The sequence below is a fragment of the Paracoccus sanguinis genome, assembly GCF_900106665.1.
Classification (GTDB): domain Bacteria; phylum Pseudomonadota; class Alphaproteobacteria; order Rhodobacterales; family Rhodobacteraceae; genus Paracoccus; species Paracoccus panacisoli.
This window is the reverse complement of record NZ_FNNA01000007.1, coordinates 32527-47706: the sequence shown is the minus strand read 5'-3', so window position 1 is coordinate 47706 and position 15180 is coordinate 32527. Positions and strand designations below refer to the sequence as shown.

Here is a 15180-nt window from a genome sequence, read left to right as displayed (position 1 = left end):
GGCGTTGGGCGTGTCGATCATCGCGGCCAGCGTCTCGAGCCGGTCGGCCTCGGCCGCGGGCTTGTCCCAGCGGATGCGGCTGATGCGGGGAAAGCGCATCGCCACGCCGGACTTGTGCCGGGCCGAGCTGTTCACCCCCTCGAACGCGACCTCGAGCACCAGCTTCGGCGCCACCGCCCGCACCGGGCCGAAGCGCTCGGTGGTGTGGTTGCGCACGAAGCGGTCGAGCTCGCGCAGCTCCTCGTCGGTGAAGCCGAAATAGGCCTTGCCGACCGGCACCAGCATCTCGCCGTCCCAGAGCCCGAAGGTGAAGTCCGAGTAGAACCCCGAGCGCTTGCCGTGCCCGCGCTGCGCATACATCAGCACCGCGTCCACCACCCTCGGGTCGCGCTTCCACTTGAACCACGGCCCGCGGGGGCGGCCGCCCACATAAAGCGAATCGCGGCGCTTGATCATCACGCCCTCGATCACCGCGTCGGGCGGATCGGCCCTGAGCGCGGCCAGGTCGTCCCACGTCTCGAACGACAGCAGCCCCGACAGGTCGATCCGGTCCGAGCCGAAATCCGCGCCCTCGAGCACCGCGCGACGCTCGGTGAAGGGAAGGCCGCGCAGGTCGCGGCCCTGCCAGATCAGCGCGTCATAGATCCGCAGCCCCGCCGGGTGGCTGGCCAGCATCGCCCGGCCCACCCCCTTGCGGTTCAGCCGCTGCTGCAGGTCGTTGAAGCTGGCCACCGCGCCGTCGCGGCGCACCACCAACTCGCCGTCCAGTGCGCCGTCATAGTTCATCGCCGCGATCACGTCCGGGAAGGCGGCCGAGATGTCCTCGCCCGTCCGCGAATAGAGGCGCCGCACGCCGCCGTCGCTGACCGCCTGCACGCGGATGCCGTCCCATTTCCACTCGGCGGCGTGCTCGGCCGGGTCGAGCGCGCGCAGCTCGTCGAGGTCGGTCGGGGTGGACAGCATCACCGGCCGGAACGGCGCCAGCGCCGCCTGTTCGGGGCGCGGGCCGCCCTCGATCCAGGCGAAAAGCTCGGTGAAGGGCGGGGTCAGGCCGTGCCACAGCTCCTCGATCTCGGCGAGGCCCGGCCCGCCCATCTGCGCCAGCGCCGTCCGCGCCAGCCGCCCCGAGAGCCCGATCCGCAGGTTGCCAGTGGCGAGCTTGAGGAACGCGAGCCGTTCCGACGCGCCGAGCCGGTCCAGCACCCCGGCGATGGCCGCGGGCAACCCCGCCTTGCCGGTGGTTTCCAGCAGATGCACCGCGTCGGTGACGCTGAGCGTGGCGCCGCCCTCGCCCTCCCACAAGAGCGCGATGGTCTCGGCGAGGTCACCGACGAAGTCGTAGCTGAGCGCGAACAGCTCGTCGTCGAAGCGCTCGACCGCCAGCCCGCGCAGCAGCGAGGGGGTGACGGTCCGCAGCTTCAGGTCGCCGGTCAGCGCGGCGAAGGCATAGCCGCGGTCGGGGTCCGGGGTGCGTTCGAGGTAATGCTGCAGAAGTTGCAGCTTGGCGTTGCGCGAGGGCGTGAACGCCAGCCGCTCGAGCAGGTCGGCGAACCCCTTCATTCCGCCTCGTCCTCATAGCCCACCAGCCGCAGCGGCCGGGCGCGCATCTGGTTCAGCGCGCACCAGCGCAGCACCCCCTCCTCGGCGCCGTGGGTGACCCAGACCTCTTCGGGGCGCAGCTCCTGCAGGGTCTGGGTGAGTTGCGGCCAGTCGACGTGATCCGAGATCACCAGCGGCAGCTCGACCCCGCGCTGGCGGGCGCGGGCGCGCACCGTCATCCAGCCCGAGGCGAAGCCGATCACCGGGTCGCGGAAGCGCTGCACCCAAGGCGAGGCGAACGCCGAGGGCGGGGCGATCACCACCTGCCCCTCGATGTCCTTCGGCGTGGTGGCCGGGCGCAGGTCGCCCAGCGCGATGCCTTGGGCCACGTGATACTCGGTCAGCCGCTGCGCCGCGCCGTGCAGGTGGATAGGGGCGTCATAGCCCTCGGCCCTGAGCAGCGCGATCACCCGCTGCGCCTTGCCCAGCGCATAGGCGCCGATCAGGTGCTTGCGGTCGGGAAACTCGGCCATACTGGCGAGCAGGCGGCGCGTCTCGGCGGCGGGGTCGGGGTGGCGGAAGACCGGCAGGCCGAAGGTCGCCTCGGTCACGAAGATGTCGCAGGCGACCGGCTCCCACGGGGCGCAGACGGGGTTCGGGGTGCGGCAATAGTCGCCCGAGACGACGATCACCGGCCCGTTCGCACAGCCGAGGCGGATCTGCGCCGAGCCGAGGATGTGGCCGGCGGGGTGAAAGCTCACCTCGACGCCGCCCAGCCGCAGGGGGCCGTCCGCGACCTGCCGCTGCGCCGTGAAGTCCTCGCCATAGCGGATCGCCATGATGTCGAGCGTCTGCGCAGTGGCCAGCACCGCGCCGTGGCCCGAACGGGCGTGGTCGCCGTGGCCGTGGGTGATCAGCGCGCGCGGCACCGGGCGCACCGGGTCGATGAAGAAATCGCCCAGCGGGCAGTAAAGCCCGGCATCGGTGGGATAAAGGCAGTCGTCGGCGCGCAGCATCCCGCCCAACGCCGGTGCGGCGGCTTGGTTCACCTATCGTTCACCCGCCCGGCGGGTCGGCAGCGGGCGGTCGGCGAAGATCGTCTCCATGCTGAACATCCCGGTGACGCGCTCGAGGTCCAGCCCCTCGATCAGCGCCTTGTAGACCCGGTCATACCCCGCCATCGAGCCGGTCGAGACCTGCGCGAGATAGTCCCACTCGCCGCCGATGCGGTGAAAGGCGGTGATCTCGGGGATCGACTCCGCCCGGCGGCGGATGCGGTCGGCCCAGCGGTCGTCGTGGTGGCGGGTGCGGATCAGCACGAACACCGTCAGCCCCAGCCCGACCGCGGGGGCGTCGATCACCGCGCGGCTGCCGCGCAGGACCCCCGCCGCGCGCAACTGCCCGATCCGCCGCCAACAGGCGTTCTGCGACAGCCCCAGCCGCTCGGCGAGTTCCCGCTGCGAGAGGCTTGCGTCGGCCTGAAGCTCGGCGAGGATGCGGTGGTCGGTTTCGTCAAGTCTGGGCGTTGAGGCGATCATATGACAACCAAACAGCTCTGCGAGTTATGACATTGATGATGATCCATCGCGTGGCATGGGTCAAACTGGATCGCATGACCCAGCCTGATCTCTTCACCCGCTTTCGCGCCGCGCTCGGCCCCGACCCGGCCCCTGCCCTTCACGCCGGGCTGATCGGCCACGGCGTCCCGGTGGACGGCCCGTTCGGCCCGCACCCGCTGGTCTATGCCGATTACGTCGCCTCGGGACGCGCGCTGCGGCAGGTCGAGCGGTTCGTCATGGACGAGATCCTGCCGTGGTACGCCAACAGCCACACCGAGGCCTCGGCCTGCGGGGCGGCGATGACCCGCGCCCGCCGGGCCGCGCGGGCCGAGATCCTGCGTTGCTGCCACGGCGACGACGCCCACGCGGTGATCTTTGCCGGGTCGGGTGCCACGGCGGGGATCAACCGGCTGGTGCATCTGATGGGCGTCGGGCCGGGGACGACGGTGATCCTCGGGCCCTACGAGCATCACTCGAACATCCTGCCGTGGCGCGAATCGGGCGCCACGGTGGTCGAGCTGCCCGAAGCGGCCTGCGGCGGCCCCTGCCCCGACGCGCTCGAGGCGGCGCTGGTGCCCGACACGGTGGTGGCGCTGTCGGCCTGTTCCAACGTCACCGGCATCACCTGCGACGTGGCGGCGCTGACCGCGCAGGTCCACGCGGCGGGCGCACGAGTGGTCTGGGACTACGCCGGCGGCGCCCCCTACCTGCCCATCGACCTGAGCCTGGGGATGGAGGCGGTGGTCGCCTCGCCCCACAAGTTCGTCGGCGGGCCGGGCGCCTCGGGCGTGCTGATCGTCCGCCGCGACGCGGTGCGCGCGGACCGGCCGAGCAGCCCCGGCGGCGGCACGGTGCGTTTCGTCTCGCCGCACGGCCACGACTATGCCGCGGGCGTCGAGGCGCGCGAGGAGGCCGGCACCCCCAACGTCATCGGCGACATCCGCGCGGCGCTGGCGTTTGCGGTCAAGGACGCCGTCGGGCAGGCGGCGATCGACGCGGCGCACGCGCGCTGGTGGGCGATGGCGCGGGCGCGGCTGGCCCGCGACCCCCGGATCGAGCTGCTGGGCAATCTCGACTGCCCGCGGGTGCCGATCCTGTCGTTTCGCCTGCGCGACGGGCAGGGCGGCCATGTCCACCAGCAGCTTGCCACCCGGATGCTGAGCGACCTGCACGGGGTGCAGGCGCGCGGCGGCTGCGCCTGCGCGGGGCCTTACGTGCACCGGCTGCTCGGGCTGGACCGCGATGCCTCGGACCGGCTGCGGGCCGCGATCCTCGCGGGGCACGAGGTCGAGAAGCCCGGCTTCGTGCGGCTCAACCTCTGCTGGCTCGCGCCTGAGGCCGAGGTCCGCTTCATCCTCGACGCCATCGCCGACGTGGCGGCCCGCGCCCCCGGCCTCGCCCCGCGCTACGCCTGCGACGAGAGCCGGGCGATCTTCTCGCCCGCTGCCTGAGGGGCCCGGTCGCGGGTCTTGCGCGAATCGGCGGGCCGCCCCACTCTTCACGGAAACGTGAGGCCGCGGCCCCTGCCCGGTGCGCCACCTTGAAGGTGACCGATGCCCCGCTTTTCCCTCTGTCTCGCGCTGGCGCTCGCCCTCGCCACCCCGGCCACCGCCCAGGTGACCGAAGAGGACGTGTGCGAGGTCGCGGGCGACCTGATGCACATCGCCGTCACCCAGCGCGAGGGCGGCGCCACCCAGCGCCAGGCCGCCCGCTACATCGCCGCCGGCATCGGCGAGGCGGCGAGCAACCAGTCCGGCAGCCGCGCCGACCGCCAGCACGTCGCCAACCTGCTGGGCGGGATGGCCACGACGCTGCTGCGGATCGCCTATTCGCTCGACCTCGACCCGCGCATCGACAACGCGCAGGTGGCCGCGCGCACCGTCTATGCGATGTGTCTAAAGGGCGAGCTTTAGGCCCCCGACCCCTCACCGCGCCGCTCACACATCCGCTGGGCCACGTAGTCGCGCAGCAGCGCCACCCGGCGCGGGCGAAAGCTGGTGCCGCCTGGGGACAGGCGCTCGATCCGCGGGATGTGGAAGATGCGGAAATCCATCCGCAGCCGGCAATGCGCCAGCAGCATGAGCGAGCGGTCGGCGTGGCTGATCCCCAGCGGCCAGACCTCGCGCTCGGTCACCGCGTCGTTCAGGTCACGGTAGCGGATCACGAGGCTGGTCTCGTCCCAGCACGCCTGCCGGATCGCGCCGAGGTCGAGATGCGGCGGCACAAGCTCGTTCGGCGCCGGGGTCCAGACGCGGGCCACCGCGTGCAGCGCCATCTGCGCCTGCCGCTCGGGCAGGGTGGCGATGATCCGCGCCAGCGCATCCTCGCCCGCCCGCGTCAGCGCCGGGTCGCCCAGCCGCGGCAACTGCGCCACCGCCAGCCGCAGCGCCTCGATCTCGAGCCGGTCGAAGCTCTGCGGCGGCAAGGCCGGGTCCTCGGTCAGGCGATAGCCCACCCCCGCCGCACCGTCGATCAGCGCCCCGCCGGCGCGCAGGCTGGCGATGTCGCGGTAAAGCTGGCGCAGCGAGACGCCGGTTTCCGCGGCCAGCCGCTGCGCGGTGACCGGCGCCGGCAGGCGGCGCAGCGCGTCCATCAGGCGCATCAGGCGGTCCGAGCGGGCCATGCCGCGACCTTCGGTGAGCGGACGGCGCCGCGCAAGCCGCCCGCCCGGCGGGCTGCTGCCCGATCCTGTCAGCAGCCCCGTGCGATGACGGGGCGAACCAACCTCAAGAGGCCCCGATGCTCACCCTCTACCACGCCCCGAACTCGCGCTCGACCTCGGTCGTGCAGCTCCTCCACGAACTCGGCATCACCGACCAAGTGACGGTGCGCGAGGTCACCATCCCGCGCCAGGACGGCACCGGCGGCCGTGATCCGGCCAATCCCCACCCCGAGGGCAAGGTGCCCTATCTGACCGACGGCACCGACCATGTGCGCGAGCGCGGGGCGATCATCCTCTATCTCGCCGACCGCTTCCCGGCCGAGGGGATCGGCCGCCCGGTCGGCGACCCGCAGCGCGGCGCGTTGCTGTCGTGGCTCTTCTGGTATCAGGGCGTGTTCGAGCCGCTGGCGATCCTGCACTGGGCCGGCATCGACCACCCGGCGATCGCCGCCAGCCTGCGCGACTTCGACACCGCGATCCGGCGGCTTGATGAGGTTCTCAGCCGCCAGCCCTATCTGCTGGGCGCCGGCTTCAGCGCCGCCGACCTGCTCTGCGCGGCGCCGTTCGCGTGGTTCGGCGACCGGCTGCCCGCGACCCCGGCGATCCGCGACTGGGCGGCGCGCTGTCAGGACCGCCCGTCGGTCCGCGCGGTGGGCGAGCGCTGAGCGGCGGGCGTCACCCGCGCCAGCTGCACCATCAGGATGCCGGCCGCGACGATGAGCGAGCCGATCACGTCCGACCAGCCGAAGCGCTCGCCCAGCGCGAGCGCCGCGATCGTGACCCCCAGCGGCGGCGACAGGAAATGGAACGCCGCCGCCCGCACCGCCCCGATCCGGGTGACCAGCCGAAACCAGATGAAGGTGGCGAGAATCCCGGGAATGAAGATCGAGAACGCCAGCGCCCCCACCAGCCGCGGCGTCCACCGCACCGGCTCGCCCCATTCGAGCAGCAACGAGGGAAGGGCCAGCGCCACCGCGCCGACCGCCATCTGCCAGCCGACGATGGCCATCAAGTTCGACCCGCCGCCGGTGCCGCGCACGACCAGCGTGGCGACGGTCAGCGCCACCACCGCCACAAGGCACATGGCGACCCCCACGAGGTCGAGCCCGTGGCGCAGCCGCACGCTCATGATGACGACGACGCCCGTCACCCCCAGCAGCAGGCCGAGGGCCGCCTGCGGGCGCAGCGGCTCGCGCCCCGCGGCCCAGCCGAAGAACGCCACCAGCAGCGGCATCATCGAGGCGATGATCGCGGCGGCGGACGCCTCGACCCGCTGCATCGCCATCCAGTTCAGCCCGAGGTAGAGGGCGTTCTGGCAGAGGCCGAAGATCACCACCGTCCGCGCCTCGTCCCGCGTCAGCCGCAGCGACTGGCCCATCGCCCGGGCGAGCCCGAGCGCGATCACCGCCGAGATGGCGAAGCGTACCACCAGCGCGAAGAGCGGCGGCATCTCGACCACGACGATCCGCGTCGCGGTGAAGGCCGAGGCCCAGATCGCCGCGAAGGCGAGGCCCATGAGGACGGACTTCAGGTCCATGCGGTCTCCTCACCCACGGCGAGGCGGCGGCGGGCCTCGGCCAGGTCCTCGGGGGTGTTGATGTTGAAGAAGGGGGCCGCGCCCGCAAAGGCGACGCGGGCGGCGCCGAGCGCCTCCATCACGCTGCGCATCCGCCGCTCGCCCTGCATCAGCGCGTCGCGCAGGGGCGCGCGCAGGGAGGTGTCCCAGGCGGCGAAGGCGGGGTGGTCGCGCCCGTCGTGGGTGGCGAGCGCCACGGGCGCCGGATCGGCGGCGAGCCGGGCGGCGAGGTCCGGGGGGAAGAACGGCGTGTCCCCGGCCGCGGTGACGACCCGGGCGTGCCCCTGAGCCGCCGCCCAGTCGAGCGCGGCGAGGACGCCGGCGAGCGGGCCGGGAAAGTCGGGCAGCGAATCGGGAAGGATCGGCAGGCCGAAGGCGGCGAGGCGCGCAGGGTCTCCGTTCGCGCTGATCGCCTGCGCGCAGCCCAGCCGGGCGAGGACATGGGCGAGAATCGGCCGCCCGCCGAGATCGAGCAGCGGCTTGTCGCCGCCCCCCATCCGCTGCGCGCGCCCCCCCGCCAGCACGACGCCGACCGGCGCGCCCCGGTCGGGCGCGGCGTCGGGGTGGGCAGGGGTAGAGGTCGGGCGCATGAGCGGCACCATGCGTTGCGCCCAAGCCCGCCGCAAGCGCCCCGCCCTCGGCGCCCCCCTCCGGTAGGCGCCCCGCGCTCGCTCGCCGGTTGTGCGCCGCTGCGGCCGATCCCCTGCGGCGGTCGGCTGCGGCAATGCTGTCCTTTACGCCGGCGGGGGCGAGCCGCTAGGGTGGTCCCATGCTCGGCTATGTGATCCACGAGGACCGCGGGGACCCCAACGCGCGCATGGCCGAGATCGCCATGTCGCTGATGGCGGACGGATTCCGGCTGGCCGGGGCGGTGCAGGCGAACCTCGACCCCCGCCACCGCCACGAGTGCGACGTCGAGCTGACGATCCTCGGCGCCTCGAGCGCGCCGCTGCGGATCTCGCAGTCGCTGGGGCGCGGCTCGCACGGCTGCCGGCTGGACAGCGACGCGCTTGAACGGGCGGTGGCGATGGTGGCGGCGCGGCTGACCCGGACGACCGACCTGCTGATCATCAACAAGTTCGGCAAGCAGGAGGCCTCGGGCCGCGGCTTCCGCGACCTGATCGGGCTGGCACTGTCCGAGGGCGTGCCGGTCCTGACCGCGGTGCCGCCCGCCTATTTGCCCGCGTTCCTCGAGTTTGCCGACGGCATGGCCGTGCGCCTCGACTGGGACGGCGCGACCGACTGGGCCCGCGGAAAGCGCCCGGCCGCCGCATGAGCGCCCCCGACGAGGCCGCCACCGCCACGGACGCAGTGGCCGAGATCGACGCCCGCCACCTGCTCTGCCCCCTGCCGGTCCTGCGGCTGCGCAAGGCGCTGCTGCCGCTGCCCCCCGGCGCCCGCGTGGCGCTCGTGGCGACCGACCCCGCGGCGGTGCTGGACGTGCCGCATTTCTGCGCCGAGGGCGGGCATCAGTTGCTCAGCACCACGCCGCTCTCCTGCGGGGCGCGGCGCTATCTGGTGCAACGCGGCTGAGACCCCGACCTTGCGCCCGCGCGCGCAGAGTGGTTCTGTCCCCGGCGGGAGGCGGATCTAGGGGGGGACGCCCATGCTGGCGATCTTTCTCAAGACGCTGCCGTTCTTTGCGCTGATCGGCACCGGCTGGCTGGCCGGGCGGCTGCGGCTCTTTTCGGCCGAGGCGACCGCGGCGCTGACCAACTTCGTCTTCTACTTCGCGCTGTCGGCGATGCTGTTCGGCTTTGCCGCGCGCCTCGACCTCGGCGCGCTTTTCGACCTGCGCTTCGTGCTGGCCTATCTCGCCGGGTCGCTGGCCGTCTGGGCGGTGGTCTTCGCCGTCGCCCGCAGCCGCGGCAGCGGGGCGGCCGAGGCGGCGATGCTGGCCCACACCGGGATGATCGGGAACACCGGCTTCCTGGGCGTGCCGATGCTGGTGGTGATCCTGGGCGAGGTCGCCATCGGCCCGGTGCTGATGGTGCTGACGCTGGACATGCTGGTGTTTTCCACCCTCATCACCCTGATCATCGCGGCCGTGCGGCACGGGCGCATCGGCCCCTCGACGCTCAGGCCGGTGCTGCGCGGGATCGTCGCCAACCCGATGATCGTGGCGATGCTCGCCGGCCTCGCCTGGGCGGGGCTCGACCTGCCGCTGCCCGCGCCCGCGGCCGAGTTCCTGTCGCTGCTGGGCGCCGCCGCCACCCCCGGCGCGCTCTTCGCCATCGGCGCCTCGCTGGCGCTGCGCCCGGCCCGGCGCGTCGGCCCGGCGCTGGCGCTGAGCGGGGTCAAGCTGGTCCTGCACCCGCTGGCCGTCGGCCTCGCGGCGCTGGCGTTCGCCGTCGACCCGGTCGCGGCCGGCGTCATGGTCGCCGCCGCGGCCCTGCCGGTGGCGGGCAACGTCTACATCCTCGCCCACCACTTCGGCATCGCCGAGGAACGGGTGTCGGCGGCGATCCTGATCTCGACCGCGCTCAGCGTGGCGACCCTTCCCCTTGTCATCCACCTGATCCCGAAAGGCTGATCCATGAAGAAGATCTCGCAACTCTCGCTCGAGAACGTGGTGCTGGACGTGGACGAGGACGGCATCGCCACCGTCACGCTGAACCGCCCCGCCAAGCGCAACGCGCTGGACGCGGCCACCATCGACGAGCTGATCGAGGTCTTCGCCACCCTGCCCCGCGCCGGCGTGCGCGCCTGCGTGCTGCGCGGCGAGGGCACGCATTTCAGCGCCGGGCTGGACCTGGTCGAGCACTACCACGCGGACCGCTCGGCCGCCGACTTCATGCACGTCTGCCTGCGCTGGCACGAGGCGTTCAACAAGATGGAGTACGGCGGCGTGCCGGTGATCGCGGCGCTGAAAGGCGCGGTGGTGGGCGGCGGGCTGGAGCTCGCCTCGGCGGCCCATATCCGGGTCGCCGACGAGACCACCTATTTCGGCCTGCCCGAGGGGCAGCGCGGCCTCTTCACCGGCGGCGGGGCGACGATCCGGGTCGCCGACCTGATCGGCAAGGCGCGGATGATCGACATGATGCTGTCCGGCCGCCTCTACCGCGGGCAAGAGGCGGTGGACGTGGGCCTGGCGCAGTATCTGGTGCCCGACTCCGAGGCCAAGGCCTACGAGATCGCCCGCGCGGCGGCGCAGAACCCGCCCTTGTCGAACTTCGCCATCTGTTCGGCCATCAGCCACATGCAGAACATGAGCGCGCTGGACGCGGCCTATGCCGAGGCGGTCGTCGCCGGCGTGGTCAACACGCAGGAGGCCGCGAAGGCCCGGCTCGAGGCCTTCGCCAAGGGCACCGCGGCGAAGGTGAAGCCGGAATGAGCGACCGGGTCGAGCAGATCACGGACTGGGACGACGCCTATGCCAACGTCGCCCACATCCCCGGCGGCGAGGACTTCGCCCCCCGGTGGGAAGGCGAGGCCGAGGCCTTCCGCGCCGCACACCCGCCCGAGACAGTGGGGCGCGGCGAGCTCTACCTTCCCGCCGGCACGCCCAGGGGCCTCGCCGTGTTCATCCACGGCGGCTACTGGCTGCGCTTCGGGCCCCGCTGGTTCTCGCACCACGCGGGCGGCGCGCTGGCGCGGGGCTGGGCGGTGCTGCTGCCCGGCTATCCGCTCGCGCCCGCCGCCAGCCTGCGGCAGATGCGCGACGCCGTGGCGGGCCAGATCGACGCTGCCGCCGAGCGGGTGGCGGGGCCGATCACGCTGAGCGGACACTCGGCGGGTGGGCATTTGGCCGCGCGAATGATCTGCGACGACACCCCGCTCAGGTCGCTCAGCCGGGTGGCGCGCTGCCTGCCAATCTCGGGCCTTTTCGACCTGCGCCCGTTGCAGCGCACGGCGATGGCGGGCGACCTCGGGCTGGACGACGCGACCGCGGCGGCGGAAAGCCCGCTCTTCCACCTGCCCGCGGCCCATGTCGATCTGCACGTCTGGGTCGGCGCCGACGAGCGCCCGGTGTTCCTGCGCCAGTCCCGCCTCATCGCCGACGCTTGGGCCGGGATGCCGCGCGCGACGCGGCTGACGGTGGAACCGGGCCGGCACCACATGGACGTGATCGCCGGGCTTACGCAGGCCGATGCGCCGCTGACCGAGGCGCTGGTTGGGGCGCTCTAGGAACCGGCGCGAGCGCCGGAGGGGGCTGTCTGCCCCCTGCGCGCGTTCCGCGCTCCCCCCGAGGATATTTGAGACCGCCTGAGTGGCCGATCCCTGCGCGGATCGGACAAGCCCCCCTCGGGCTGGACCCAAATATCCCGCGGGGGTCCGGGGGCGCGAAGCCCCCGGCTTGTCTCAGGACTCCTGCTGGCCCGGCGCCAGATCGCCGTCCTCCGCCGCCTGATGCGCCCCCGGCCCGCGGGCGGCGCGGATCGAGTCCTCGAGCAGCCCCAGCGCCTCGTCGAACACCGCATCCGGCACCGTCAGCGGCGGCAGGAAGCGGATCACGTTGCCGTAGACGCCGCAGGTCAGCAGGATCAGGCCGCGCGTCAGCGCCTCTTCCCGCACCTTGTTGGTGAACTCGGGCGAGGGCGTGTCGGTGCCCGCGACGTTGAACTCGACCGCGTTCATCAGGCCGGGGCCGCGGATGTCGATGATCTCGGGCACGTCGTCGCGCAGGCTGGCGAGCCGCTGCTTGAGGCGCTGGCCCAGCCGCTCGGCGCGCTCGGACAGGCCCTCCTCCTCGATCACGTCGAGGACGGCGTGGGCCGCGGCCACGCCCAGCGGGTTGCCGGCGTAGGTGCCGCCCAGGCCCCCGGGGTTCGGCGCGTCCATCACCTCGGCGCGGCCGGTGACGGCCGAGATCGGCAGGCCGCCGCCCAGCCCCTTGGCCATGGTGGTGATGTCGGCGGCGACGCCGTGATGCTCCATCGCGAACAGCTTGCCGGTGCGGGCGAAGCCGGTCTGCACCTCATCGGCGATCAGCAGCATCCCGTGCTCGTCGCAGAGCGCCCGCAGCTTCTGCATGAAGCCGGCGGGGACCGGGTAGAACCCGCCCTCGCCCTGCACCGGCTCGACGATGATCGCGGCGACGCGCCTGGGGTCCACGTCGGCCTTGAAGAGCTTGTCGAGCGCCGCGAGCGCGTCGTCCTGGCTGACCCCGTGGAGGTCGTTCGGGAACGGCAGGTGATAGACGTCGGGCATCATCGCCCCGAAGCCGGCCTTGTAGGGCTGGACCTTGCCGGTCAGCGTCATGCCCATGAAGGTGCGGCCGTGGAAGGCGCCGGTGAAGGCCACGATGGCGCTGCGCCCGGTGGCATAGCGGGCGATCTTGACGGCGTTCTCGACCGCCTCGGCGCCGGTGGTGGCGAAGATGGTCTTCTTCTCGAAATCGCCGGGCACGAGCCGGTTCAGCCGCTCGGCCAGCGCCACGTAGTTCTCATACGGCACGACCTGGTGGCAGGTGTGGGTGAAGCGGTCGAGCTGGTCCTTGACGGCCTGGATCACCTTGGGGTGGCGGTGGCCCGTGTTCACGACCGCGATGCCGGCAGCGAAGTCGATGTAGCGCTTGCCGTCCTTGTCCCAGATTTCCGCGTTCTCGGCGCGGTCGGCGTAGATCTGGGTGGTCATCCCCACGCCGCGCGAGATGGCGGCGTTCTTGCGGTCGGTCATCGTGGTCATCTGGCGGTCCCCCTCGCGGCTCGCGCGCCCCGGAACGGGCGCCGGGGCGCAATCTAGCCGCCCCGCCGAGGGGGGACAATCGCCCCGCCCCCGGCGTTCTGACGCACCGTGCCAACGGAACGCCCGGCAGGGCGGCATGGGGGGCCGCTTTACCTGCGCACGGGGTCAGGGCAGCATGGCCGCACCCCGTGTCCCAGCCAAGGCGCCGCCATGCGACTGCCCGTTCTGCCTGTCCTGATCCTGCCGCTGCTCGCCGCCTGCGCGCCGACCGGCCCCGCCGTGCCGGGCGGCCCCGAAGCCTGGCGAGTGCTGTCGGTGGGCGAGGCGCGGCCGCCGCAGGGCACCTTGCCGGTGATCCGGTTCGAGCCGGGCGGCCGAGTGAGCGGCACCGGCGCCTGCAACGGGTTCTTCGGTCCCGGCCAGATCACGCCGCCGGTCCGCATCGGCCCGTTGGGCGCCACGCTGATGGCCTGCGCCCCCGCGGCGATGGAGTTCGACGCCCTGCTGCACGCGGCCCTCGGTCGGGTGGATGGCGCGGCCCCGCAGCCGGGCGGGCAGCTCGACCTGACCGCGGCCGGGCGGCCCGTCGTCCGCCTCGGGCCCGCGCCTGCGCCCTGACCTCGTCAGGCCGGGACCGCGGCCCCGGCCTTGACGCCAGCCGCGCGCCGGTGCCGGATCACGCCGGGCGGGCACCGGACTGCAACCTTGCCGCCCCGCCCGCGTTCGCCCTGCACCCGTCAGCCCAAGGCCCCTCATGTTCCCGATCCGCGACCACAACCCCTCCGAGACGACGCCGTACGTCACCATCGGGCTGATCTTCGTCAACGTGGTGATGTTCCTGCTCACCATGCCATGGGGCGGCGGGATGGAGGGGCTGTGGGAGGATCTGGCCCTCTACCCCGTCGCCGTCACCAACGGCGCGCATCTGTGGGGCCTCGTCACCCACATGTTCCTGCACGCGGGGCTGCTGCACATCGCGGGCAACATGCTGTTCCTGTGGATCTTCGGCGACAACCTCGAGGACCAGATGGGGCATTTCGGGTTCCTCGCCTTCTACCTCGCCTGCGGGCTGGCGGCGGCGGGGTTCCAGATCGCCGCCGACCCGTCCGAAGGCATCCCGATGGTCGGCGCCTCGGGCGCCATCGCCGGGGTGATGGGAGGGTATCTGCTGCTCTTCCCCAAGGCCAAGGTGGACGTGGTGGCGATCATCATCATCCTGATCAAGGTGTTCACCATCCCCGCCTGGGTGATGCTGGCGGTCTGGTTCGGGGTGCAGGTGTTCTCGGGCTACGCCATGCACGGGGGCGAGGCCGGGGTGGCCTATTGGGCCCACGCCGGGGGCTTCGCCGCGGGCCTCGTGCTGACGCTGCCGCTGTTCTTCCGCCGCGGCGGCACCGTCTTCTGGGCGGTCACGCGGGGGCGGCCCCCGCACCTGCCGCTCGACTACGCGCCGACGCGCATCCCGCAGGTGCGCCGCTAGGCCAGCACGCCGCGGCTCATGTGGCGCTTGCCGGCGAAGCCCGGCGCGCGACTGACCGCGAACCCGGCCTCGGAGAGCGCGCGGCGGACGTGACCCGCGGCGGTGTAGGTGGCGAAGCTGCCGCCGGGAGCGGTGTGGCGCGCGACCTGCGCCATCAGGTCGGGGCCCCACAGCTCGGGGTTCCGGGCCGGTGAGAATCCGTCGAGGAACCACGCATCCGCCCGCCCGTCCCACGCCGCCAGCGTCTCGCGCGCGTCGCCCACGATCACCGTCGCCGTCACCGATCCCACGGTGAAGGTGGGCTGCCCCCAGCCCGCCTGCAGCTCGGCCGAGAGCGGCGCGAGGGCGGGAAAGGCGGCGTGGGCGCGGGACAGGTCGGCCGCGCTCAGCGGAAAGGCCTCGAAGCTGGTGAAGCGGACCGGGACGCGCGCCACCTCGGCCAGCGCGAGCAGGTTCAGCCCGGTGCCGAACCCCGTCTCGGCGACGTGGAAGCCGGGCACCAGCCGGGCGGGCAGGTCGTTGCCCGAAAGGAACACGTGCCGCGTCTCGTCCAGCCCCCCGGCAAGGCTGAAGAACGGGTCGTCGAAGCGGCGCGAGACGGGAATCTCGCCCGCCCCGGTCGCCCGCCAGTCGAGGCCAGATTCCTCGCCCGACGCCCCGCCCATCTGGTCGCCCGATTGCTCGCTGGGGGTCATTCGCGCTACTCCTGCCGCCTTGGGTGGCATTGGCGGGGACG

Annotated in this window: 17 protein-coding genes and 1 pseudogene; 10 read left to right on the top strand and 8 right to left on the bottom strand. The window is 72.9% G+C overall.

Annotation, left to right across the window (positions count from 1 at the left end):
* Positions 1-15: 15 nt before the first annotated feature.
* The 3 genes and pseudogenes from BLW17_RS15325 to BLW17_RS15315 all read right to left on the bottom strand — a co-directional run.
* A pseudogene (locus BLW17_RS15325) lies at positions 16-1560 on the bottom strand (cisplatin damage response ATP-dependent DNA ligase); the annotation flags it as partial.
* Positions 1557-2552 carry a ligase-associated DNA damage response exonuclease gene (locus BLW17_RS15320; protein WP_074827004.1) on the bottom strand — a complete coding sequence of 332 codons (996 nt, stop codon included), beginning with the start codon at positions 2550-2552 and terminating at the stop codon, positions 1557-1559. The gene BLW17_RS15320 and the pseudogene BLW17_RS15325, both read right to left, overlap by 4 nt.
* Positions 2553-2588: 36 nt before the next feature.
* The gene (locus BLW17_RS15315) at positions 2589-3077 is read right to left on the bottom strand and encodes an Lrp/AsnC family transcriptional regulator (RefSeq protein ID WP_036733323.1); all 489 of its coding nucleotides are present in this window, start codon (positions 3075-3077) and stop codon (positions 2589-2591) included.
* A 74-nt stretch (positions 3078-3151) separates the two neighbouring features.
* Between BLW17_RS15315 and BLW17_RS15310 the strand changes: the two genes are divergently transcribed.
* Together BLW17_RS15310 and BLW17_RS15305 are read left to right on the top strand one after the other, a co-directional pair.
* Entirely contained in the window at positions 3152-4549 is a 1398-nt protein-coding gene (locus tag BLW17_RS15310) for an aminotransferase class V-fold PLP-dependent enzyme (protein ID WP_036733359.1), read from the top strand.
* Between the two features lie 102 nt (positions 4550-4651).
* Positions 4652-5011 carry a hypothetical protein gene (locus BLW17_RS15305; RefSeq protein ID WP_036733326.1) on the top strand — a complete coding sequence of 120 codons (360 nt, stop codon included), beginning with the start codon at positions 4652-4654 and terminating at the stop codon, positions 5009-5011.
* Here the strand turns inward: BLW17_RS15305 and BLW17_RS15300 are convergent.
* On the bottom strand, positions 5008-5721 hold the full coding sequence (locus BLW17_RS15300; protein ID WP_036733329.1) for a helix-turn-helix transcriptional regulator: 714 nt from the start codon (positions 5719-5721) through the stop codon (positions 5008-5010). The two genes, BLW17_RS15305 and BLW17_RS15300, sit on opposite strands and share 4 nt — an antisense overlap.
* A gap of 116 nt (positions 5722-5837) precedes the next feature.
* On the opposite strand from BLW17_RS15300, the gene BLW17_RS15295 reads away from it, so the two are divergent.
* Positions 5838-6425: a glutathione S-transferase family protein gene (locus BLW17_RS15295; protein WP_036733332.1), complete on the top strand. Its 588-nt coding sequence runs from the start codon at positions 5838-5840 to the stop codon at positions 6423-6425.
* Here BLW17_RS15295 and BLW17_RS15290 read toward each other — a convergent pair.
* Positions 6386-7297 carry a DMT family transporter gene (locus tag BLW17_RS15290; protein WP_036733335.1) on the bottom strand — a complete coding sequence of 304 codons (912 nt, stop codon included), beginning with the start codon at positions 7295-7297 and terminating at the stop codon, positions 6386-6388. The genes BLW17_RS15295 and BLW17_RS15290 overlap by 40 nt on opposite strands.
* Entirely contained in the window at positions 7288-7926 is a 639-nt protein-coding gene (gene mobA, locus BLW17_RS15285) for a molybdenum cofactor guanylyltransferase MobA (RefSeq protein WP_052176371.1), read from the bottom strand. The genes BLW17_RS15290 and mobA overlap by 10 nt, the downstream gene beginning before the upstream one ends.
* A 179-nt stretch (positions 7927-8105) precedes the next feature.
* Here mobA and BLW17_RS15280 point away from each other — a divergent pair, with 179 nt between their 5' ends.
* The 5 genes from BLW17_RS15280 to BLW17_RS15260 all read left to right on the top strand — a co-directional run bounded on the left by BLW17_RS15280 (position 8106) and on the right by BLW17_RS15260 (position 11464).
* On the top strand, positions 8106-8612 hold the full coding sequence (locus BLW17_RS15280) for a DUF2478 domain-containing protein (RefSeq protein WP_036699943.1): 507 nt from the start codon (positions 8106-8108) through the stop codon (positions 8610-8612).
* Positions 8609-8869: a sulfurtransferase TusA family protein gene (locus BLW17_RS15275; RefSeq protein ID WP_052176366.1), complete on the top strand. Its 261-nt coding sequence runs from the start codon at positions 8609-8611 to the stop codon at positions 8867-8869. The genes BLW17_RS15280 and BLW17_RS15275 overlap by 4 nt, the downstream gene beginning before the upstream one ends.
* Before the next feature lie 73 nt (positions 8870-8942).
* A complete protein-coding gene (locus tag BLW17_RS15270) occupies positions 8943-9869 on the top strand; it encodes an AEC family transporter (protein WP_036733338.1) in 927 nt (308 codons plus the stop codon).
* A gap of 3 nt (positions 9870-9872) precedes the next feature.
* Entirely contained in the window at positions 9873-10670 is a 798-nt protein-coding gene (locus BLW17_RS15265) for a crotonase/enoyl-CoA hydratase family protein (RefSeq protein ID WP_036707738.1), read from the top strand.
* Complete coding sequence (locus BLW17_RS15260; protein WP_036733340.1) at positions 10667-11464, top strand: alpha/beta hydrolase; 798 nt, start codon at positions 10667-10669, stop codon at positions 11462-11464. The genes BLW17_RS15265 and BLW17_RS15260 overlap by 4 nt, the downstream gene beginning before the upstream one ends.
* Positions 11465-11638: 174 nt before the next feature.
* Here the strand turns inward: BLW17_RS15260 and BLW17_RS15255 are convergent, their stop codons facing one another.
* Positions 11639-12964 carry a 4-aminobutyrate--2-oxoglutarate transaminase gene (locus BLW17_RS15255; RefSeq protein WP_052176367.1) on the bottom strand — a complete coding sequence of 442 codons (1326 nt, stop codon included), beginning with the start codon at positions 12962-12964 and terminating at the stop codon, positions 11639-11641.
* Between the two features lie 210 nt (positions 12965-13174).
* Between BLW17_RS15255 and BLW17_RS15250 the strand changes: the two genes are divergently transcribed.
* Positions 13175-13582, top strand: a complete 408-nt coding sequence (locus tag BLW17_RS15250) for an META domain-containing protein (RefSeq protein WP_036733342.1) — start codon at positions 13175-13177, stop codon at positions 13580-13582.
* Positions 13583-13718: 136 nt separating this feature from the next.
* Complete coding sequence (locus BLW17_RS15245) at positions 13719-14444, top strand: rhomboid family intramembrane serine protease (RefSeq protein ID WP_036733344.1); 726 nt, start codon at positions 13719-13721, stop codon at positions 14442-14444.
* On the opposite strand, the gene mnmC2 is transcribed toward BLW17_RS15245, so the two are convergent.
* Entirely contained in the window at positions 14441-15109 is a 669-nt protein-coding gene (gene mnmC2, locus BLW17_RS15240; RefSeq protein ID WP_036700009.1) for a tRNA (5-methylaminomethyl-2-thiouridine)(34)-methyltransferase MnmC2, read from the bottom strand. The two genes, BLW17_RS15245 and mnmC2, sit on opposite strands and share 4 nt — an antisense overlap.
* Positions 15110-15180 lie beyond the last annotated feature (71 nt).